19 protein-coding genes are annotated in these 18,834 nt (G+C 73.3%); 7 read left to right on the plus strand and 12 right to left on the minus strand.

From position 1 onward, the window contains the following. Window positions 1-223 precede the first annotated feature (223 nt). The 3 genes from ADL22_RS18220 to ADL22_RS18230 all read left to right on the plus strand — a co-directional run bounded on the left by ADL22_RS18220 (window position 224) and on the right by ADL22_RS18230 (window position 2,999). Window positions 224-1,624, plus strand: a complete 1,401-nt coding sequence (locus tag ADL22_RS18220) for a DUF7507 domain-containing protein (RefSeq protein ID WP_199836331.1) — start codon at window positions 224-226, stop codon at window positions 1,622-1,624. 285 nt (window positions 1,625-1,909) lie between these two features. Beyond that, window positions 1,910-2,551, plus strand: coding sequence for a DUF6313 family protein (locus tag ADL22_RS18225; RefSeq protein ID WP_107116331.1), 642 nt, complete (start codon window positions 1,910-1,912; stop codon window positions 2,549-2,551). Window positions 2,552-2,627: 76 nt separating this feature from the next. Continuing rightward, entirely contained in the window at window positions 2,628-2,999 is a 372-nt protein-coding gene (locus ADL22_RS18230) for a hypothetical protein (protein WP_066980348.1), read from the plus strand. 337 nt (window positions 3,000-3,336) lie between these two features. Here the strand turns inward: ADL22_RS18230 and ADL22_RS18235 are convergent, their stop codons facing one another. Further along, entirely contained in the window at window positions 3,337-3,753 is a 417-nt protein-coding gene (locus tag ADL22_RS18235; RefSeq protein WP_066980352.1) for a CBS domain-containing protein, read from the minus strand. Window positions 3,754-4,002: 249 nt separating this feature from the next. Between ADL22_RS18235 and ADL22_RS18240 the strand changes: the two genes are divergently transcribed. Next, window positions 4,003-4,686: a TetR/AcrR family transcriptional regulator gene (locus ADL22_RS18240; protein WP_079064239.1), complete on the plus strand. Its 684-nt coding sequence runs from the start codon at window positions 4,003-4,005 to the stop codon at window positions 4,684-4,686. Window positions 4,687-4,712: 26 nt separating this feature from the next. Further along, window positions 4,713-5,279: a cupin domain-containing protein gene (locus ADL22_RS18245; RefSeq protein WP_066980355.1), complete on the plus strand. Its 567-nt coding sequence runs from the start codon at window positions 4,713-4,715 to the stop codon at window positions 5,277-5,279. A gap of 72 nt (window positions 5,280-5,351) precedes the next feature. Here the strand turns inward: ADL22_RS18245 and ADL22_RS18250 are convergent, their stop codons facing one another. The 5 genes from ADL22_RS18250 to ADL22_RS18270 all read right to left on the minus strand — a co-directional run bounded on the left by ADL22_RS18250 (window position 5,352) and on the right by ADL22_RS18270 (window position 12,850). After that, the gene (locus tag ADL22_RS18250) at window positions 5,352-5,780 is read right to left on the minus strand and encodes a MarR family winged helix-turn-helix transcriptional regulator (protein WP_066980359.1); all 429 of its coding nucleotides are present in this window, start codon (window positions 5,778-5,780) and stop codon (window positions 5,352-5,354) included. A gap of 73 nt (window positions 5,781-5,853) precedes the next feature. Beyond that, window positions 5,854-7,698, minus strand: coding sequence for an asparagine synthase (glutamine-hydrolyzing) (gene asnB, locus ADL22_RS18255; RefSeq protein WP_066980362.1), 1,845 nt, complete (start codon window positions 7,696-7,698; stop codon window positions 5,854-5,856). A 473-nt stretch (window positions 7,699-8,171) separates the two neighbouring features. Beyond that, window positions 8,172-10,361: an FUSC family protein gene (locus ADL22_RS18260; protein WP_234430762.1), complete on the minus strand. Its 2,190-nt coding sequence runs from the start codon at window positions 10,359-10,361 to the stop codon at window positions 8,172-8,174. Window positions 10,362-10,543: 182 nt separating this feature from the next. Next, window positions 10,544-11,485, minus strand: a complete 942-nt coding sequence (locus tag ADL22_RS18265) for an ornithine cyclodeaminase family protein (protein ID WP_066980367.1) — start codon at window positions 11,483-11,485, stop codon at window positions 10,544-10,546. 111 nt (window positions 11,486-11,596) lie between these two features. Further along, complete coding sequence (locus tag ADL22_RS18270; protein WP_066980369.1) at window positions 11,597-12,850, minus strand: chitinase; 1,254 nt, start codon at window positions 12,848-12,850, stop codon at window positions 11,597-11,599. A 188-nt stretch (window positions 12,851-13,038) separates the two neighbouring features. On the opposite strand from ADL22_RS18270, the gene ADL22_RS18275 reads away from it, so the two are divergent. Both ADL22_RS18275 and ADL22_RS18280 read left to right on the plus strand, forming a co-directional pair. Continuing rightward, window positions 13,039-13,911, plus strand: a complete 873-nt coding sequence (locus ADL22_RS18275; RefSeq protein ID WP_066980371.1) for an endo alpha-1,4 polygalactosaminidase — start codon at window positions 13,039-13,041, stop codon at window positions 13,909-13,911. A 69-nt stretch (window positions 13,912-13,980) separates the two neighbouring features. Further along, window positions 13,981-14,601, plus strand: coding sequence for an L-threonylcarbamoyladenylate synthase (locus ADL22_RS18280; protein ID WP_066980374.1), 621 nt, complete (start codon window positions 13,981-13,983; stop codon window positions 14,599-14,601). 18 nt (window positions 14,602-14,619) lie between these two features. Here the strand turns inward: ADL22_RS18280 and ADL22_RS18285 are convergent, their stop codons facing one another. Genes ADL22_RS18285 through ADL22_RS18310 form a run of 6 tightly spaced genes read right to left on the minus strand, consistent with a single transcriptional unit; the run spans window position 14,620 to window position 18,513 of the window. Continuing rightward, window positions 14,620-16,449: a complex I subunit 5 family protein gene (locus ADL22_RS18285; RefSeq protein ID WP_066980377.1), complete on the minus strand. Its 1,830-nt coding sequence runs from the start codon at window positions 16,447-16,449 to the stop codon at window positions 14,620-14,622. Beyond that, window positions 16,446-16,793, minus strand: coding sequence for a sodium:proton antiporter (locus tag ADL22_RS18290; RefSeq protein ID WP_066980473.1), 348 nt, complete (start codon window positions 16,791-16,793; stop codon window positions 16,446-16,448). The genes ADL22_RS18285 and ADL22_RS18290 overlap by 4 nt, the downstream gene beginning before the upstream one ends. 20 nt (window positions 16,794-16,813) lie before the next feature. Then, window positions 16,814-17,572 carry an MnhB domain-containing protein gene (locus ADL22_RS18295; RefSeq protein ID WP_066980380.1) on the minus strand — a complete coding sequence of 253 codons (759 nt, stop codon included), beginning with the start codon at window positions 17,570-17,572 and terminating at the stop codon, window positions 16,814-16,816. After that, the gene (locus ADL22_RS18300; protein ID WP_066980382.1) at window positions 17,569-17,835 is read right to left on the minus strand and encodes a hydrogenase subunit MbhD domain-containing protein; all 267 of its coding nucleotides are present in this window, start codon (window positions 17,833-17,835) and stop codon (window positions 17,569-17,571) included. The genes ADL22_RS18295 and ADL22_RS18300 overlap by 4 nt, the downstream gene beginning before the upstream one ends. Before the next feature lie 16 nt (window positions 17,836-17,851). After that, window positions 17,852-18,325: a monovalent cation/H+ antiporter complex subunit F gene (locus ADL22_RS18305; RefSeq protein ID WP_066980385.1), complete on the minus strand. Its 474-nt coding sequence runs from the start codon at window positions 18,323-18,325 to the stop codon at window positions 17,852-17,854. Beyond that, window positions 18,322-18,513: a hypothetical protein gene (locus ADL22_RS18310; RefSeq protein WP_066980388.1), complete on the minus strand. Its 192-nt coding sequence runs from the start codon at window positions 18,511-18,513 to the stop codon at window positions 18,322-18,324. Before ADL22_RS18310 ends, ADL22_RS18305 begins: the two co-directional genes overlap by 4 nt. Window positions 18,514-18,834: the final 321 nt, after the last annotated feature.

Below are 18,834 nucleotides of genomic sequence, written 5' to 3' on the forward strand. Positions count from 1 at the left end.
GTGCGTCAGGTGCTGGCCGGGGGGTGGGGGGCGACACGCCGGGGGGTGTACGGGCGGGCGTCCGGCAAACGTGTCGGGACGGGTTGGCCGGTCCCGGCCGATCGCTGCTTTACGGCCGGCGGCATATGCGCTGCTCTACGGGTGGCTTCGGCCCCGCCCACGGCTCGGACGACGCGGTCGGCCGGCGGAACATCCCAGCAGCGCCAACTCCAAGGGGACCACTGTGAGCACGCCTCCTTCCGTTCCACTCCGCATCGCCCTCGTCAACGGCAGTTTCGAAGAGCCCGCCATCGCCAGTCTGGAGTTCCTGCCGGACGCCTCCCAGACCCAGGCACCCCGCCGGGTCCCGGGCTGGCTCACCACCGCCTCGGACCACATGATCGAACTGTGGCGGTCGGGCTTCAACGGCGTTCCCTCGGCCGAGGGCGCCCAGTTCGCCGAGCTCAACGCCAACGAGGTCTCCACGCTCTACCAGGATCTGGCGACCACGCCCGGTACGACGCTGTACTGGCGGCTCTACCACCGCGGCCGCCAAGGGCAGGACACCATGGCGCTGGACATCGGGGCACCGGGCGCCGCGGTGGAGCAGCGCCGGTTCACCGACGGCAACACCGCCTGGGGCTACTACACCGGCACGTACACCGTCCCGGCCGGCCAGACGGTCACCCGCTTCGCGTTCCGCTCCGTCTCCGCCGCCGGTGGCAACCGCAGCATCGGCAACTTCCTGGACGGCATCTTCTTCGGCACCGCGCCCCATATCGTGCTGACCAAGACGGCCATCCCCACCGGCCCGCTGGAGGTGGGCGATGTCGTCACGTACCGCATCACGGCACGGAACGAAGGCGGCGGTGCGGCGGAATCCCTCACCGTGAGCGACGCCGTTCCGGACGGTACGACGTATCTGCCTGGTTCGCTGCGGATCGTCGAGGGTCCCAACACGGGGCCGAAGACGGACGCGCCCGGTGACGACCAGGCACAGTACGACCCGGAGAACAACGCGGTCGTCTTCCGGCTCGGCAACGGGGCCTCCGCCGCGGAGGGCGGCAGCCTGCCCAACACCGAGACGCTGCCCGAGGGCACCACGGTGGAGTACCGGGTCACCATCGACCTGGCCAGCGCCGGCAAGGAGATCCGCAACACCGCCACCGCCTACTACGAGAACCGGCTCGGCGACACGCCGGAGCCGCTGACGGCCACGTCCGACGAGGCGGTCACGGAGGTCGAACCGGCCGCCGACCTGGCCGTGGCGAAGTCCGCCGACGCGACTACCGTGACCGTCGGCCAGACGGTGACCTATCGCATCACGGTCTCCAACAGCGGTCCCAGCGACGCCACGGGTGTGCGGGTGTCCGACCAGTTCCCGGACAATCTTGTCTTCCTGTCCGCCGACGCCTCTTCGGGGGCGTACGACGCGGTCGGTGGGCAGTGGGCCGTGGGCGATCTGCCGGTCGGCGGCACGGCGACCCTCACTCTGCGGGGCAAGGCGACCAAGGCCGGTCTGATCACCAACAGCGCCACTGCGACTGGGGAGGAGAAGGATCCCAACCCCGCCAACAACTCCGACAGCGTCGCTGTGTGCGTGGAGGCCGCGCCGTCGTGCTGCGATCCCTGCGCCGGGGGGTGATGTCCGGGCTCGGGCACGCCACTGCGCGCCGCTGCATCGCTGCGGCGCTATGTCCCAGCGCCCTGTCGGCCCGTTGGCCGGCGGGGCGCTGGGGCGTAGCACCGCAGCCGGCGTGCGGACGGCCGTGGTTCGCCGTACTCAACAGTGCGGAAAGGCAAGGCCGTTGGTGGCGTTGGCGGGAGAGGAGGTTGCTGGATTCCTCCGCGTGCGGGAGGCGGTAGTGTCCCGTACCGCAAGGTCTGCGAGACGACGGGGGTCTAGTTGAACAACCCGATCCCGATACCCATGGATCTGGCTCTGCCGCCGGTGCGCCCCAGGGGACGGCTGCGACGGCTGTGGCGGTCCAGGAAGGCGCTGGCCGGCCTCACGCAGTGGGTCATCGACTGGGGCATACCGTTCTCCGCGGTGATCACCGTGCTGTACGGGCTCGCCGCGCGGACGACCAGTCCGAGCGCGGTGTACCGGACGCTCACCCTCATCGACGCCCCGGAGCATGTGCTGCTGTGGATCGCGTCGGTGGTGGGGTGGCTGGCGGTGCCTGCGGTCATCGGTGGGGTGGCCGGTCATGTGATCGCGACCCGGATCCAGAGCGTGAAGGCGATGTCCACCAGCGCGCTCTTCAGGCGGCGCGGTTGGGGTGCACGGCTGCGCCCGCCGTCGCGGATCGACTACCTGGGCGCGTACTTCCACGGGACCCTCGCGGAGCAGGAGTTTGTGGACGCGTTCGTACGTGTCGCGCACCGCAACGACTGGAACATGGCGCAGGACCACTGGGAGGTGCTCATCCGCGACACGATGAGCACCCAGCAGTTCGCCAAACTGGACCGGCACGAGTGCCTGCGGCAGGCGCAGGACGTGACCCGCATCCACGCCCGGCCGCCCGCACTGGTGGGGCTGTGCCTGGTCTGTGTGGCCCGGAAGCCTTAACGGGCAGCGGGCCGTGCGAGGGGGTGACAGGCAGGGTGGGCAGCGGGATGATGCGTTATCTGGAGGGTGACTGCTGATGCAGGCGGAGAGCGCGGCGGAGATCGTGCGGGCGTCGCTGGCCCTGGCGTTTCCGACCGCCACCGACGAGGGGCTGACCCGGGCGGCGGAAGTCGTGCTGCGCTGGGGCTCCGAGGGCGTGGGCGAGCAACTGGAACCGGACCTCGCCGAGCGGATGCTGTACGACCTCATGGAGGTGGCCCAGCAGGACCCGCAGGAGTTCATGGCCGCCCGGGCGCCCCGGCCCGACGGTACGCGGGTGGAGCCGGCGGCCAGCCGGGCCTGGAGTCAGACGAGCGCCACGCGGGACGAGCTGCCGTATGTGCCGCGTCCGCCGGCGGGACCCAGGCGGCGGCGGTTCGGGGGCGGCCGGGGGTTCGTATCGGATTAGGTGCCGGCGGGGGTGTCGAGGACGCGGCGGGCCTCACTGAGGGTGAAGGACTGGGGGCGGGCGGCGAGGACCTCCGTACGGTTCGTACGGTGTCCTCGACCCGCATCGTCCGCCCGCCCTTTCTCGGCGGTGGTCGCGCCGCCGGTCGCGGTGGCCCGCCCGGTGCCGGGCGGGTGGCAACGCCCTCATGGTGGTCGATGGCGTGCAGTCCGCGCGGGGAGGGCGGCGGAGTGTCCCCGGGGCCTGTCCGCACGCCGGAGCGAGAGCGGCTCCGAAGGGACCGCCCGCTCTGGAGCCGGCGGACGGACCCGCTGCCGCGTGGACGCGGGGCAGTCCCTCAGTCCCGGGACAGCGCGTCGAGCAGTTCGCCGACCTGGGGATCCGGCAGGGCGCGGGCGACCTCGGCGCGGCCGATCGTGCCGACCAGTTCGGTGCCGTCGAGGACCGGCAGGCGGTGCACCCCGTTCGCGGCCATGATGCGCAGGACGTGATGGGCGTCGTCGTCCACGTCCACCGCCACCAGCTCCTCCTGGGACAGTTCGCCCGCCTTGGTCGTGGCCGGGTCCCGTTCCCTGGCCAGGACGTTCACCACGATGTCCCGATAGGTGAGCATGCCCTGGATGCGGTTGTCGCCGCCGCGGATCGGCAGCGCGCTCACCCCCAGGTCGGCCATCCGCTTGGCCGCCAGCACCACGCTCTCGTCCGCGCCGACGCAGTCCGCACCGGCCGTCATCAGCTCTCTCGCGCTCGTCATCTGCCGTCTCCCTCTCCGCGCCGGGTGTGCGGCCGGTGGCGATGAGTTCACCGCATGGGGCGGGAACGGGCCAAGCACTGTGGGCGGTCGGCGTGGCGTGGAGGTGGGTCCCTCCGCTGGTGCACTGGTGAGTGCAGAAGGTGTACTGAGTGGTTGAGGGGGTGCACTCGTGAGTGTAATCTTGCGATGGCACCACCAACTCCCCGTCGCGGGCGGGGTGTTGGTCCGCGCCGAAAGGAGGAGTTCCCTATGTCCGACACCGGCTATACGTCCGTCACCGGCCATACGTCCGTCACCGCAGCCGAACGCCACCGTGGCCTGCCCGACAAGCGTCGGGCGATCTGCCGGGCCGCCCGAGTGGTGTTCGGGCGGGAGGGGTACACCCGGGCCGGCGTCGATGTGATCGCGGCCGAGGCCAACGTCTCCAAGCGCACGATCTACAACCACTTCGCGGACAAGGAGCAGTTGTTCCTGGCGGTCGCGGTGGAAGGCGCCGACGCGGTCACCGACGCGGTACGCGAGCTGATGGAGCGTCACCTGCGCAAAATCGTGGACCTGGAGGAGGATTTGACCGCCTTCTGCCGGGACCGGGCGAAGGCGGTGACCGAATTCCCCGAGCATTTCGCGCTCGTCCGCGCCATTCACGCCGAGGTGACCCGGCTGCCCGCGCCCGTACTGGAGAAGTGGATGGCGCACGGACCGCCGTCCGCCCATCAGCGGCTGGCGCCGTATCTCCAGCGGATCGCCGACCGGGGGCTGCTGGAGTTCGACGACGCGGAGAAGGCCGCCAACCGGCTCAATACGCTGACCATGAACGACGTTCTGATCCGGTCCTTCTACGGGGCGATTCCGCTGCCGGAAGCGGTGGTTGAGGAGATCGTCACCGAGGGTGTCAGTGCCTTTCTGCGGCTGTACGCCACCCGTTCGAACTGAGTACGTGACACGAAGGAGCACAGGCCATGACGTTTCTGTCGCCGGACTATCCGGAGATCCGCTACACGCGGGACGAGGGGGAGGTCAGCGCGTCCTTCCGGCCGGCCGGGACGCCGCCGGACTTCACCAACAGCAAGGGGGACACGTACCACTACCTGTCCACGCGGCTGAGCACGGACGGGATGTTCGGCCTCTACCAGAACCGGATGGGGCCGGCGGTCGGCGGGACCAGTCCGCATTTCCACAAGACGATGTCGGAGGCGTTCTATGTGCTGTCGGGGGAGATCCATGTCTTCGACGGCGAGCGGTGGTTCGACGCGAGCCGGGGCGATTACCTCTACATTCCGCCGGGCGGGGTGCATTCGTTCGGGAACATCTCGGGGGAGCCGGCGGAATTCCTGATGCTGTTCGCGCCCGGTGCCGCCCGTGAGGGCTATTTCGAGGGGCTTGAGCAGGTCGCGGGGATGAGCGATGAGGAGCGCGCGGAGTTCTTCGTCCGGCACGACAGCTTTTTCGCGGATATGGCCAAGGGTCCGGGGGCGGATTCCTGGGAGGACCGGGCGGCGCTGCGGAAGTCGTTCAGGACGCGGTGAGGGAGAGCCGCTGACAGACAGCCGGACAGGCAGGGCAGAGAGACGGACAGCCGGAGAGACGGGCCGCGGCCGTCAGTCCCCGGCTTCCGCGAGCCGGCGCAGCAGGGGCTCCACCGCGGCCAGTCGGCGGGCCTCCTCCGGGCGCAGCGCTGCCAGCCGCCGGGCCAGGACCTGCGCCTCGCCACGGGCGACGTCCGCCAGGGCGGCGATGCCCTGTTCGGTGACCAGGACGCGGCTGGCCCGCCGGTCGTCCGGGTCGGCCTCCCGGCGTACCAGGCCCGCCGACTCCAGCCCCAGGACCGCGGCGGTGGCGGTCGGCTGGGAGCAGGGCACCCACTGCGCGATCTCCCCGATCCGGGACGGGCCGCGCTGGGAGAGCAGGGCCAGTACCGAGATGTGGGTCAGCTGGATGCTGCCGGCGGTGGCGGACCTGCGCAGGCTGCGGGTGAGCCGGTGCAGCGAGATCACCAGCTCCAGTACCGTCTCGTCACCGATCGTCATCGCTCACCCACCGCCTGCCGTACCGGACCGGGTCCGCGTCCGGGCCCCGGGGCTGCCGGGGCCCGGCCGTTGATCAGGAGAGCGTAATGGCGGGGGAGTACATCTCCAACCAGAGCGCCAGGTCCAGAGTCCGTTCGAGACCGCGCCGCGACGCCTGGGTGATCTGCGGGGTGTCGCGCTCCGCGGCGCGGCGCAGCCAGTCGCGGTCCACGAGGTCGAACACCTGGTGCGACGGGCGGGCCAGCAGATCCTTGGCGTGCCCCTGGAGCGCGACCGCGTACTGCGGGTCCTGGGTGGACGGGTACGGGCTCTTCACCCGGTCGTACACCGACTTGGGCAGCACATCGGCGGTGGCCTCGCGCAGCAGGCTCTTCTCCCGGCCGTCGAAGGACTTCAGGGACCAGGGGGCGTTGTAGACGTACTCGACGAGCCGGTGGTCGCAGAACGGCACCCGCACCTCCAGGCCCACGGCCATGCTCGCGCGGTCCTTGCGGTCCAGCAGGATCCGGACGAACCGCGTCAGGTGCAGATAGCAGATCTTCCGCATCCGGTACTCGAAGTCGCTCTCGCCGTCGAGCCGTTCGACGTCCTTGACGGCCCGGTCGTAGTTGTCCTGGACGTAGCCCGGCAGGTCCAGGGCGCCGGTGACGCCGGGGGTGAGGATGTTGCCGTCGTCGCCGAAGTGCTCGGCGTAGCGCACCAGCCAGGGGAAGGTGTCGGCGCGGCGGGCCTCCTCGTCGAAGAACTGCTTGTACCCGCCGAAGACCTCGTCCGCCGACTCGCCCGACAGCGCCACCGTCGAGTGCTGCCGGATCGCCTTGAACAGCAGGTACAGCGAGGAGTCCATATCGCCCAGGCCCAGCGGCAGATCGCGGGCGCGCAGGACCTTGCGGCGCACGTCGAGATCGGCCAGGGACGCCGAGTCCAGCACGATGTCCTGGTGCTCGGTGCCGGACTGCCGGGCCACGTCGTGGACGAAGGGGGTGTCGGGGGTGGCGCGCAGCTCGTCGGCGACGAAGTTCTCGGTCTGGCCGACGAAGTCGACGGCGAAGCTGCGTACCGTCTCGCCGGCCTCGGCGAGCTGACGGGCCGCCAGCGCGGTCATCGCCGAGGAGTCCAGCCCGCCGGACAGCAGGGTGCAGCGCGGGACGTCGGAGACCAGCTGGCGGCGGACGATATCGTCCAGCAGGGTCCGGACGTGGGCGATCGAGGTCTCGCGGTCGTCCTGGTGCGCCTGGGTGCGCAGCGACCAGTAGACGTGCCGGCGCACGCCCTCGGTGTCGACGGTGACGACGGTGCCCGGTTCGACCTCGGCCATGCCGTCCCAGATGGCGTGCCCGGGCGTCTTCACGAACGCGAAGAGTTCACGCAGGCCGTCCAGGCCGACCTGGCGCCGGGCCAGCGGGTTGGCCAGGATCGCTTTGGGCTCGGAGCCGAACAGCACGCCGTCGGCGGTGGGGTAGTAGTAGAACGGCTTGATGCCCATCCGGTCGCGGATCATCACCAGGCGCCGGCGCTGCTCGTCCCATATCGCGAAGGCGAACATGCCGTTGAGGCGTTCGGCGACCGCCTCGCCCCACTCCAGGTAGCCGCGGAGCACCACTTCGGTGTCGGAGTCGGTGGTGAACCGGTGGCCGCGGCCGGCGAGTTCGGTGCGGAGTTCGCCGAAGTTGTAGGTCTCGCCGGAGTAGACGATGACGACCTTGCTGCCGTCCGGCCGTTCGGCGGTCATCGGCTGGCGGCCGCCGGGCAGATCGATGATCGCGAGCCGCCGGTGGCCGAGCGCGGCCGGGCCCTGGACCCAGGTGCCGCGGTCATCCGGTCCGCGGCAGGACATCGTCTCGGTCATCGCGTCCACCGTCTCCTGCTCGGAGCGCAGATCGCGGTCGAAGGAAATCCAGCCGGTGATGCCACACATGCCATGTCCTCCTGCCTCGACCCTGGGGCCGCCGGCGTCGCGGTGCCGCGGGAAGCGCCGCGTGGACCGGGGTCCGGGAGCCGCGGGCAAGGCGCCGTTACGGCGCTGCCCGACCGGCTCCGCCAGAGTCAGTTGTATCGAGCACCTATGTAACGAGAGTGTTCCTCGGGTCCCCGTCACGTCAACCGTGGCGTAACGCGGGAAGGGGCGCACGGGGATGCGCCGGGGTGTGCGGAAGGCGTGGGGGAGGGGCGGCGGCGGGGCGGTGACCTGCGGGTTCGCGGCCGGGTGCGGGAGTGCCGGCGGCGGGCGGCCGGGGGCGGACCATACGGGAACGTAAGGAAGGTTTTACCGGGAGGTGACGGAGTGGCGGGGGAGCGGTACGGGGTGTGAGGGCGTGCGCCGGGCGTACGGGCGGGGGCGTGCAGGGCTACGCCGGGGGGCGCGCGGACCAGTGGCGCGCCCCCGGACCCTCACCCCTTCTTCCGGCCGCCGCCCCCGCGCCCCGCCACCGGCACGTCCAGCGCCCGCGCGATACCCACCACGCCCTCGTCCAGCCGCTGGAGGTGGCGCAGCACCCGGAACGTGACGGTGTGCGACGGCGGCACCGGCGAACCGTCCGCCTCCAGCAGCGAGGCGATACTGGCCCCGGCCTCCACCTCGCCGTCCGCGGGCCGGTCGTTGACCCGGGCGGTGATCAGGTCGATGTTGCGGGCGATCCGCCGGCCCGCCCGGGCCAGCCGGGGGTCGGCCGCCACCGACCGGCTGGCGGGCAGGAGTTCGGCCGTCGCCGCCAGCGAACGGGCGTGGTACGCGCAGGTCTCCAGGAGCGCCACCAGATAGCGGGCGGTCTGCCGGCGGACCCGCAGCGGGGTGATCGGATGGACCAGCGGCTGGGTCGAACCGCGCAGGTCGTTCAGCGCGGTGTCCAGATCGCGGGCCCGGGTCAGCAGATCCTCGGCCGGTCCGCCGGAGAGCTGCTCGACCGACGCCGACACCGCGTCCTGGAGCCGGTCCAGGACCGTCCCCAGGTGCTCGTCGGTCCGGCGGTCGGTGTGCACCGGCAGCACCAGCGCCGCCGCGACGATCCCGCACACCGCGCCCAGCGCGGTCTCCTCGATGCGCAGGACGAGGGTGGCCACGCTGTAGGTGTTGAGCAGGGTGTAGAGCAGGCCGAGCATCGCGGTGACGAAGAACGACATCAGCGCGTACGACAGCGGCGCGGTGAAGAACATCCCGAAGACGCAGAGCAGCACCAGCGCGAACGCCGTCCAGGTGTGGTTGCCGACCAGCCCGGCCAGCGCCACCCCCGCGACCACGCCCAGCACCGTGCCCACCAGCCGGCGGTAGCCCTTGACCAGCACCTCACCCGTGGACGAGGTGTTGAGGAAGACGACCCAGCAGGTCAGCACCGCCCAGTACCAGCGCTGGGTGGACAGGAACTCGCCGCCGACGATGGCCAGCGCGGAGCCCGCCGCGACCTGGAAGGCGGCCCGGGTGGTGGGCCGCTGGAGGCCGGTGGGCCCGTCCTCCGCCGGCTCCGGTTCGGCGCCGGTGATCGACAGGTCCTCGGCGTCGATCTCCTCGCGGGAGCGGGCGGTGGCCGAGGTGTCCGCGGACTCGTCCTGCGGGCCGTCCAGCGCGATCCGCAGGCCCAGCACCGCGCGGGCGGCCTCGCCGAGCGCCCGGAAGGTGTCCTGGACGGCGGCCGAACCGCGCGGGAGGTTGTCCTCCTCGCGGTAGCCGAGCAGCCGGTTGCGGACGTGCGCCAGCGCGGTGCCGCGGTCGCCGGGCGCGCGCCGGGCCACCAGCAGGCCCAGCGCGTCGAGGTCCCGGCGCAGCGTCGCCACCGCGTCGCCCTCGGAGTGCATGCGGTTGCCGGTGGCCGGCACCGGCGCGTGCGGCAGATGCAGGGTCAGGGTGTCGGTGCGTTCGGCGCTGCGGGCGTTGAGCAGGGTCATGCCCAGCCGTTCGGCGGCGATCTCGGCGTCCGCGATGCGGCGCTGGAGCAGCGCCGCGGTGGCCGCGTCGCGAGTGCCCTCCTCCAGCCGCCCCTGGATCATCAGCGCGGTCTCGTGCAGCCGGGCGGTGTGCCGGCGCAGATCGTCCAGGACGCCGTCCAGCTCCTCGGGGCCGGCGTCCACCAGCTCCCGGTGGGTGGCCACCAGCTGGGCGAGCCGGGCCCGGAACGCCTCCCGCAGCCGGCTCAGGGTCCGTTCCGGGGTGTCCGGGACGAGCGCGAAGCGGACCGTGGCGCTGCACGCGAACGCGATGGCCAGCGTCAGGCACAGCGGCGGCAGCGTGGCCACCGTGGCGTGCACGAACAGCGAGATGAAGTAGACCTGAAAGCCGATCAGGCCGAGCGCGGTGCCGCGGTCGCCGAACCGGCGGGCGTAGGCTGCGCCGAAGATCAGCGCGAGGAAGAAGAGGTCGCCGGCGATGATCCGGCTGTGCAGCAGCGCCCCCAGCGCCACCGCGGCCAGCGCGACCGGCAGGCCCAGGGCGAGGGTGACGGCCTGGCCGCGCACCTCCTTCTCCCGGATGGCGAACGTGGACACCATCGCCGTCATGGCTCCCGCGACCATGAGCGGCACGGGCGTGCCGAGCAGGGCCAGGACGACGAGGGTGAGGACGATCGCGCTCACCGTCCGCAGTCCGGCCATCAGCCGCAGCAGCCCGGGGTCGGAGGCCGCGAAGCGGTCCCAGATGCCCGTACCGGTCCGTCGTATCACTGCCTTCACGCTGCCGTACGCTCCCCATCCTTGGCATCGGCCGAGGTCAGGCGCCCCGGCCGGGCGCCCCCAGCATCGCATGAGGACCGCCGGAACGGCCCTCGCGTGCGCCGTCAGGCGGCTTCGTACGCGGCGCCGGCCACCGCGAGGTCCTCCCAGGCCATGCCGACGCTCTTGAAGAGCCGGGGCCGGCCGGGGTCCGCGGTGGCCGCACCGGTGGCCAGCGCGACGAGCGGAATCATCGCTTCCGGAGCGAGCCGGCCGCTCTCCAGCTCCGGGATGAGGTCGCCGGCCTCGCGCGCGGCGGCGGCCCGCGACTCGACCACGACCGTGGAGCGGCGGACGGTGGTGCCGTCCACCTCGCGGCTGCCGCGCTCGTGGGAGCCGACCGCGGTCACCGTGGCGTGCGGCGGGAGCAGCGCGCCGTCGAACAGCGGGCGGGTGGCGGTGGTGCAGCAGGCGACGAGGTCGGCCTCGGCGACGGCGGACGGTTCTCCGGCCGCGACGGCCAGGCCGGTGTCGGCGCGCGCCTGGCTGACGAACCGTTCGACGTGGGCCGGGGTGCGGCCCACGACGGTGACGCGGGTGAGCGGGCGCACCGCGCGCAGCGCGTCGAGGTGGCCGCGGGCCTGCGGGCCGGTGCCGAAGAGCACCAGATGGCCGGCGTCGGGGACGGCGAGCAGGTCGGCGGCGAGGGCGGAGAGCGCGGCGGTGCGGACGGTGGTCAGCGCGATCCCGTCGAGCAGCGCGAGCGGGGCCAGCGTCGCGGCGTCGAAGAGGAGGTACTGGCCCTGGACGCGGGGGAGTCCGGCGGCCGGGTTGTCCGGGGCGACGGTGGCGATCTTGACGCCCGCGTACCGGTCGCGGTGCGCGGGCATCAGGAGCAGCTGGCCGCGGGCGACCGGCAGCACGGTGCGCGGCGGATCGGCCTCGGGGTCCGCGCCGGTGCGCAGGGCGGCGCGGAGCGCGTCGACGGCAGCGGCCATCGGCAGGGTGCGCAGCAGGGTCGCGGCGTCGAGGGTGCGGGGCGGGGGCGGCGGTGACGTGGGGTGCATACCGGCGAGTCTGCCCCGGGCCGGCGGGCGGATATCCGCGCCGCCCCGGAAGGCGTCCCGGGGCGGACGAGCCGGGCGGGCGCGTCCGGTGGAACGCCCCCGCCCGCCCGGTCAGCAGGCGCCCAGGTCCTGCCAGACCCCCGAGCCGCCGGTGGAGGGCGCCTCGCCCTGCGTCCACCACTTGGCCTTCCAGGTGCGGCCCTGGTACGCGACGGTGTCGCCGCCCACGTAGACCGTGCCCGCGCTGTACGGGCTCGCGGTGCAGCTGCCGCCCGGGGGAGTGGTGGGCGGCGTGGTGGGAGGCGTGGTGGGCGGGGTGGCGCCGGCGAAGAGCACCGAGAACTTGGTGAAGTCCCAGGCACCCTGCGGCACGCTGCTGCAGGTGCCGGAGGTGCGGCCGTTGTTGTCCGGCGGGGTGCACTGGCGGTCGCGGTTGACCGACCAGTTGGTGAAGCGCGCCATGTGGTGCGAGGTGGCGTAGTCCAGCACGGTCCGGAAGTCCGCCTGGGTGAAGAACTCCCCGGTGTCGCTGCGGCCGTTCATCTGCGAGACGCCCTCGTGGGCGTAGGCGGTGGCCTCGTCCCAGCCGAAGGCGGAGCGCAGTACGGCGTTGAAGTTGGTCAGCGCGGAGGTCTGGGCGGCCGCGCCGCTGAAGCCGCCGTCGAACGGCATGATGGAGAAGTTGTCCGGGACGAAGGACTGCGCCTTGGCCTCGTTCAGCATCTGCTTGCCGAACCACCCGGTGCCGTCGGCGGTGCCGGCGGTGGTGACGGAGAGGTAGAGGCCGGGGTTCTTCTGCTGGAGGATCTTGGCGGCGCCGATCTCGTTGTGGATCGCCGCGGAGTTCTCGTACTCCGGCTCCTCCAGGTCGAAGTCGAGCGCCTTGAGGCCGTACTTGTCGATGACCTGCTGGTACGCGGCGGCGGTCGCCTCCGGCGTCCCGCACGCCTGCCCCAGCTTGGTGCCGTTGTAGCCGCCGATCGACACCGAGACGTCGCCGCCCTTGGCGCGGATCCTGGAGATCACCCCGGCCACCGCGGTGTCGGACGCCACCGGGTGCAGGCCGTCCCAGGTCGGCGAGCAGCCGCCGCCGTTGGGCGCCAGGATGAAGGCGAGCTGGAACGCCTTGAGGCCGGTGGCGTCCATCACCGCGCCGGCGTCCGGCGGGTCGTTGTCGAGCGGCATCAAGTAGGGCGCGGCCGCGTACCAGTTGCTGCCCAGGGCGGTGGGGGCCGCGGCCGCGGAGGCGGCGGGCGGCGCCTGGGCGGTGCGGTGGCCGGTGGCGAGCGCCGTACCGGCCGCGGTGAGCGCGAGGGCGGCCGCCGAGACGGCCGCCGCGAGGGCTCTGAGGTGACGAGGTGGCACAGGTCCTCCAGGAACCGAGGGGGTGGTCCAGACCAATTGCCCACAGGGTGAGCCTGCCGCCGTGGGCACGTCAAGGCTTTGGACTGGACCAATGTGCGGCCGCGGGAAGGCGCGCCCCCGGCCTCCGTCGAGTGATCAACTCCCGCCCCGGCCCGTTAAGGTGACGAGCTGTGTCTCCTACGTCCGCTATGTCCCGCATACCGCTGCCGCTGCCGCTGCCGCTGCGCCGCGCCGCCGGAGTCCTCGCGCTCGCCGCCCTGCCGCTCGCCGGCTGCGCCCCGTCCGCGCCCCCGGCCGACCGCGACCACCCCAGCGCCCCGGCCACCGCCCCGCACGGCGTCCGGCTGCCCGCCGCCGGCGCCGCCTTCGACTACCAGATCGGCGGCGCCTACCCGCCGGCCCGCGACGTCCGGATCGTCTCCCGCGACCGCACCGCGCCCCCCGCGCCCGGCCGCTACACCATCTGCTACGTCAACGCCTTCCAGGCCCAGCCCGGCGCCGAGGCCGCCCGGTGGTGGCAGCGGCACCACCCCGACCTCCTGCTGCGCGGCCGGGACGGCGACCTCGTCATCGACGAGGACTGGGACGAGCCGCTGCTCGACATCTCCACCGCCGCCAAACGCCAGGCGCTCCTCGGCGTGGTCGGCCCCTGGATCGACGGCTGCGCCGCCTCCGGCCACGACGCCGTCGAACCGGACAACCTCGACTCCTACGAACGCTCCGACGGCCTGCTGACCAAGAACGACGCGCTGGCCTTCGCCGCCCTGCTGACCCGCCGGGCGCACGACCGCGGTCTGGCCGCCGCCCAGAAGAACGCCGGCGACCTGCTCCCCGAACGCCGCCGGGCCGGATTCGACTTCGCCGTCACCGAGGAGTGCGGCCGCTACCGCGAGTGCGCCGACTACGCCGACGCCTACGGCGGCCGGGTCTACGACATCGAATACCGCCGCCAGGACCTCGACACCGCCTGCCGCACCTGGGGCCACCGCCTCTCCCTCGTCCTGCGCGACCGCGATGTCGGCCGCCCCGGCGACCGGGGCTACGTACGCGCCACCTGCTGACGCCCCGTCACAAAATCCCGCGACCGCGCCGGAACGCGTCCCGGACGCCCATCCCCTAGACTCGCGAAAATGGCCAAGTACTTCGACGTTCACCCCGACAATCCCCAGCGCCGCACCATCGGGACCGTGGCCGACACCATCCGCTCCGGCGGGCTCATCGCCTACCCGACGGACTCCTGCTTCGCCCTGGGCTGCCGGCTGGGCAGCCGCGACGGACTGGACCGCATCCGCGCGATCCGCGACCTCGACGACCGCCACCACTTCACCCTGGTGTGCCAGAACTTCGCCCAGCTGGGCCAGTTCGTGCACATCGACAACGACGTCTTCCGCGCCATCCGGGCCGCCACCCCCGGCCGCTACACCTTCATCCTGCCCGCGACCAAGGAAGTCCCGCGCCAGCTCCTCCACCCCCGGAAGAAGACCGTCGGCGTCCGCATCCCCGACCACACCGTCACCCAGGCCCTCCTCGCCGAACTGGGCGAACCGCTGCTCTCCAGCACCCTGCTGCTGCCCGACGAGGCCGAGCCGCTGACCCAGGGCTGGGAGATCAAGGAACGCCTGGACCACGTCATCGACGCGGTGGTCGACTCCGGCGACTGCGGCACCGAGCCCACCACCGTCGTGGACTTCTCCGGCGACGTCCCCGAGATCGTCCGGCGCGGCGCGGGCGACCCGTCCCGCTTCGAGTGACCGGCCCGGCGGCGCCCCTCACACCACCAGCGCCGCCAGTACGGTCACCCCGGCCAGGAACCACGCCACGTAGTCCCCGGCATGGCCCGAGTGCAGGCGGCGCAGCGGCACCGTCCAGCGGGCCGCCTCCCGGCGCACCGGCCGCCGGACGGCCGCCAGCGCGAACGCCGCGGCCAGCGCGGTGGCCAGCAGGCCCCACAGCACACCGGACACCGACCAGTCCGGCGGGGCCACCGCGGCCGGCGGCGCCGGGGCGCCGTGCAGTAGCGACGCGGTGTAGCCGGCGTGGTCGGTGAAGGCGGCCGCGGCCCGGCCGGCGGCCGTCCGCAGCCCGGGCACCAGCCCGGCCGCCAGCGCCCCGGCCAGCAGCACCGCCGGCACCACCCGCATGGTGTCGGGAATCCGGGACAGCAGCCCGCCCCGGGTCTCCGGCTCCTCGTCCGTCCCGGCCGTCTCCGCCCCGGACTCCTCGCCCGGCGCGGGCGCGTCGGACGGGTGCCGGCTGCCCAGTCCCAGGAACACCCGGGCCGCGGCGCGCAGCACCGCACCGCCGGTCGCCGCCGACACCACCACGCACAGCGCCGTCGCCCAGCCGCCGGCCGCCTCCTCCACCACCGCCTTGCCCAGCGCCGTCCCGAACGGCGGCAACCCGGCCAGCGCCAGCCCGCCCACCGCGAACAGCCCGCCCACCCACGGCAGTTCGCGCGCCCGGCCGTGCAGCTGGTGCTCGTCCACGCTGCCGTACCGGTCCAGCAGTACGCCCGTACAGGCGAACAGCGCCGCCTTCACCCCCGCGTGCCCCAGCACGTACAGCACCACCCCGCCGGTGCCGCGCGCCCCGAGCGTCGCCAGGCCGACCAGGAACAGACCGGTGTGCGCGACCGTGGAGTAGGCCAGCAGCCGCTTCAGATGGCGCTGCAGCCAGCACATCACCGCGCCCAGCAGCGCCGTCAGCACCCCCAGCACCAGCAGCGCCCGGTGCACCCCGGCGGACGGCAGCCCGCCCGGCCCGGCGAACACCGTCCAGTACACCCGCGCCGTGCCGTACAGCCCCAGCTCGACCATGACCCCGGACAGCAGCATGCACACCGGCGTCGGGGCCACCGCGTGCGCGTCCGCGAGCCAGAAGTGGAACGGCACCGCCGCCGCCTTGACCAGCAGCCCGGCGGCGACCAGCGCGAACGCGGCGATCAGCAGCGGCCCCGGGCTGCCCGGACGCGCGTCCAGCCGGGCGCCGATCTGCGCCAGCCCCAGTTCGCCGGTGCGCGCGTACAGCAGCCCGATGCCGAGCAGCGCGGCGTACCCGCCCAGCGAGTTGACCAGCGCGAAGATCAGCGCGCCCTGGACCGGCCGGGCCTCCTCCACGCGGTAGCCGGTGAGCGCGTACGCCACCACACCCATCAGCTCGAAGAAGACGAACGCGTTGAACAGGTCCCCGGTCAGCGCGAAACCGCACATACCCGCCTGGAACAGCAGCACCAGACCCGGGTACGAGCCGGCGTGCCGGGGCGGCGGTTCGTCGAAGTACCGCCAGGCGTACGCCAGCGACGCCAGCACCAGCACGGACACCAGCGCCGCCAGCCCCAGCCCGACCGGGTCGCCGACCAGGACGATGCCCACCCCCGCGCCGTGGTGCGGGCGCCAGCCGCCCACCCACTCGGCCGGGCGCGGGGCGGCGCCCGGGGTGGCCGCCAGGGCGCCCAGCGCCGGCGCCGCCCCCGCGGCGGAGAACAGGCACCCCAGCACCTCCGCGGCATGGCGCGGCAGCCGGCGGCCCGCGCCCACCAGCACCGCCGCGCCCAGCAGGGGCACGGCCACGATCAGCGGCAGCAGCCGCGCGACGCTCACCCCCGCAGCTCCGACAACTCGTCCGGATCGACCGTGCGGTGCCGCTTGGCGATCTGGATCACCAGGGAGAGCAGCAGCGCGGTCACCGTGGCACCGATGACGATGTCGGTCAGCACCAGTGCCTGGACGACCGGATCGACCACCGGCCGGGAACCGGGCCGGAGATCGGAGAAGACCGGCGCCGTGCCGCCCCGCCGGTAGCCGACCGCCAGCAGCAGCACATACGTCGATGCCTGGCACACCGCCAGGCACCCCACCGCGTGGATCAGATTGCGGCTGGTCGCCAGCCCGTAGCAGCCCATCAGGAACAGCCAGCCGGCCACCGCGTACGGCAGCACTCCCATCGCGTTCTCCCCGATCGCGTTCACTGCGCGGCCCCGTCCCGCGCGTCCTGCCCTGGGTCCTCGATCTCCACCGCCTGGTCCAGGAAGCGGGCCAGCAGCACCACCACCCCGCAGGCCACCTCCACCCCGATCGCGGCGTTCAGCACCGGCACGGTGCCGCCGGAGGAGAGGGTGTTGAACGTGCCGAACGGCAGCACGTTGGCCAGGAACGCCGCACCGGCCGCCAGCGCGCCCGTCCCCACCAGCAGGTACGCCGCCTCGCCCGCCGCGTCCCCGACCTCGTACAGCCCCACCGGGCGGATCCGCTCCAGCGCGCGGTAGTCCACCGCGATATAGAGCAGGTGCAGCGCGGTGGCGACCACCACCCCGCCCTGGAAGCCGCCGCCCGGGCTGAGCTGGCCGTGCGCCACGACGTAGAGGCCGATCAGCAGGGTGACGGGCAGCGCGAGCCGGGCGTAGCGGCGCACCGGCGCGGAGACGGGCGCGGGGGCGGGCGCGCGGCGGTTCTCGTCGCGGGTCTGGCGCAGCAGCACCACCGTGCCCAGCACCGAGCCGAACAGGATCGACTCCTCGCCGAGGGTGTCGAAGGCCCGCTGGTCGAAGTTGACCGAGGCGACCGAGTTGGCGGTGTGCCGCGACAGCGCGGCCCGCACCGCCCGGTCGCCGTACGGGTGCCAGTCACCGCCGAACCGCGGCAGCCCGCCGCACGCCAGCGCGAACAGCGCCGCGAAACCCAGGCCGCCCAGGACCAGCACCCAGGCCCGCACCCGCCGGGTCACGCCCGCTCCTCCCGCCGCTCGTCGCGGGCCCGCCGGCGGACCTTGCGCACCGACAGCAGCACCATCAGCGGCGTCAGCGCCGAACCGACCGCCAGCTGCGACAGCGCCACGTCCGGCGCCTGGAGCAGCAGGAACAGCAGCGCCAGCGACAGCCCGAGGACCGAGAGCACGAACGACTGCCGGACCGGGTCCCGGACCAGCACGGTCGCGGTCGCGGCGACCGCCACGAACAGCAGCCCCAGCAGCACCGGCAGTTCGGACACGGCGTCTCCCCTCTCGTCAGATATGGCCCCGCGGCCCGTGCCCGGCGTCCACCGCGACCGTCACGGCCCGCCCCGCCACCGCGCTGCCCAGCGCCAGCAGCACCCCGATGACCAGCAGCTTCAGCAGCGCCCTGCCCGGGTCGGTGACCGCCGCCAGCGGCACCACGACCACCAGGACCGCGACGTAGTTGAGCGGTGTCACGGCCGCCAGCGCGCGGGACAGCGGCGGGCCGGCCGCCAGCCGGTCCACCAGCAGCCGGATGTACAGCAGCGTCCCCGCCGGGCCCAGTACCGACAGCACCAGCGCGGTGTCCTGGTACGCGGGCCGGCCGAACCCCTGGGACAGCAGCAGGAAGACCAGGCTGAGCAGGGTGGTCATGGCGTTCTGGGCGACCACCCGGCGCCGCACCGGGCCGGTGGCCACGCCCCAGCCGGCCGGGACGGCACCGCACACCAGCAGCGCCGTGCCCGCGGCCGTCCAGCCGTTCACGGTTCGCCGGAGGCGCGCCGGGTGCCGCGGGCGGCGAACGCGGCGAGCAGCGCGCAGAGCCCGCCCACCACCCCTTCCAGGGTGTCGACGCTGGAGATCAGCACCATCCACAGCCCGGTCAACACCGCCCACCAGGCCAGGAGTTCGGCACCCGCAGCGAGTACCGCGACCGCCTTCCGGCGCGTCATCCGCACACCTCCCGCCGAACCGCCTCGGCTCCGCCCGCCCCAGGCTCACACGCGCGCGACGGGCCACCGGGGCACCGCGCCGGGGGTTACTCCGACGGGGGGCGGGGCCGGGGCCCGGTGCTCTTGCCGTGCCGCGTGTCCTGTCCCCCCGCCTGCCCGGTGGGCCGCCCGCGATAACCGGTTTTCTGACGGGCCGCGGCAGGGCCCGCGCCCCGCGCCCGTACGGCGCGGTGGACGGCGTGGCGCGGGCCGGCGAGCGCTCCGACCGGATGTGATGGTGGGGACTCAGTGTGCTCGGTGCTCGGTGCTCGGTGCCAGGAG

It is taken from the genome of Streptomyces sp. NRRL F-4489 (assembly GCF_001509485.1).
In the GTDB taxonomy this organism is placed as follows: domain Bacteria; phylum Actinomycetota; class Actinomycetes; order Streptomycetales; family Streptomycetaceae; genus Streptomyces.

Coding starts and splice junctions, on each gene's coding strand:
- ADL22_RS18225 (WP_107116331.1), top strand. CDS start 1,910: ATGGATCTGGCTCTGCCGCCGGTGCGCCCCAGGGGACGGCTGCGACGG.
- ADL22_RS18230 (WP_066980348.1), top strand. CDS start 2,628: ATGCAGGCGGAGAGCGCGGCGGAGATCGTGCGGGCGTCGCTGGCCCTG.
- ADL22_RS18235 (WP_066980352.1), bottom strand. CDS start 3,753: ATGACGAGCGCGAGAGAGCTGATGACGGCCGGTGCGGACTGCGTCGGC.
- ADL22_RS18240 (WP_079064239.1), top strand. CDS start 4,003: ATGTCCGACACCGGCTATACGTCCGTCACCGGCCATACGTCCGTCACC.
- ADL22_RS18245 (WP_066980355.1), top strand. CDS start 4,713: ATGACGTTTCTGTCGCCGGACTATCCGGAGATCCGCTACACGCGGGAC.
- ADL22_RS18250 (WP_066980359.1), bottom strand. CDS start 5,780: ATGACGATCGGTGACGAGACGGTACTGGAGCTGGTGATCTCGCTGCAC.
- asnB (WP_066980362.1), bottom strand. CDS start 7,698: ATGTGTGGCATCACCGGCTGGATTTCCTTCGACCGCGATCTGCGCTCC.
- ADL22_RS18260 (WP_234430762.1), bottom strand. CDS start 10,361: ATGGCCGGACTGCGGACGGTGAGCGCGATCGTCCTCACCCTCGTCGTC.
- ADL22_RS18265 (WP_066980367.1), bottom strand. CDS start 11,485: ATGCACCCCACGTCACCGCCGCCCCCGCCCCGCACCCTCGACGCCGCG.
- ADL22_RS18275 (WP_066980371.1), top strand. CDS start 13,039: ATGTCCCGCATACCGCTGCCGCTGCCGCTGCCGCTGCGCCGCGCCGCC.
- ADL22_RS18280 (WP_066980374.1), top strand. CDS start 13,981: ATGGCCAAGTACTTCGACGTTCACCCCGACAATCCCCAGCGCCGCACC.
- ADL22_RS18290 (WP_066980473.1), bottom strand. CDS start 16,793: ATGGGAGTGCTGCCGTACGCGGTGGCCGGCTGGCTGTTCCTGATGGGC.
- ADL22_RS18310 (WP_066980388.1), bottom strand. CDS start 18,513: ATGACGCGCCGGAAGGCGGTCGCGGTACTCGCTGCGGGTGCCGAACTC.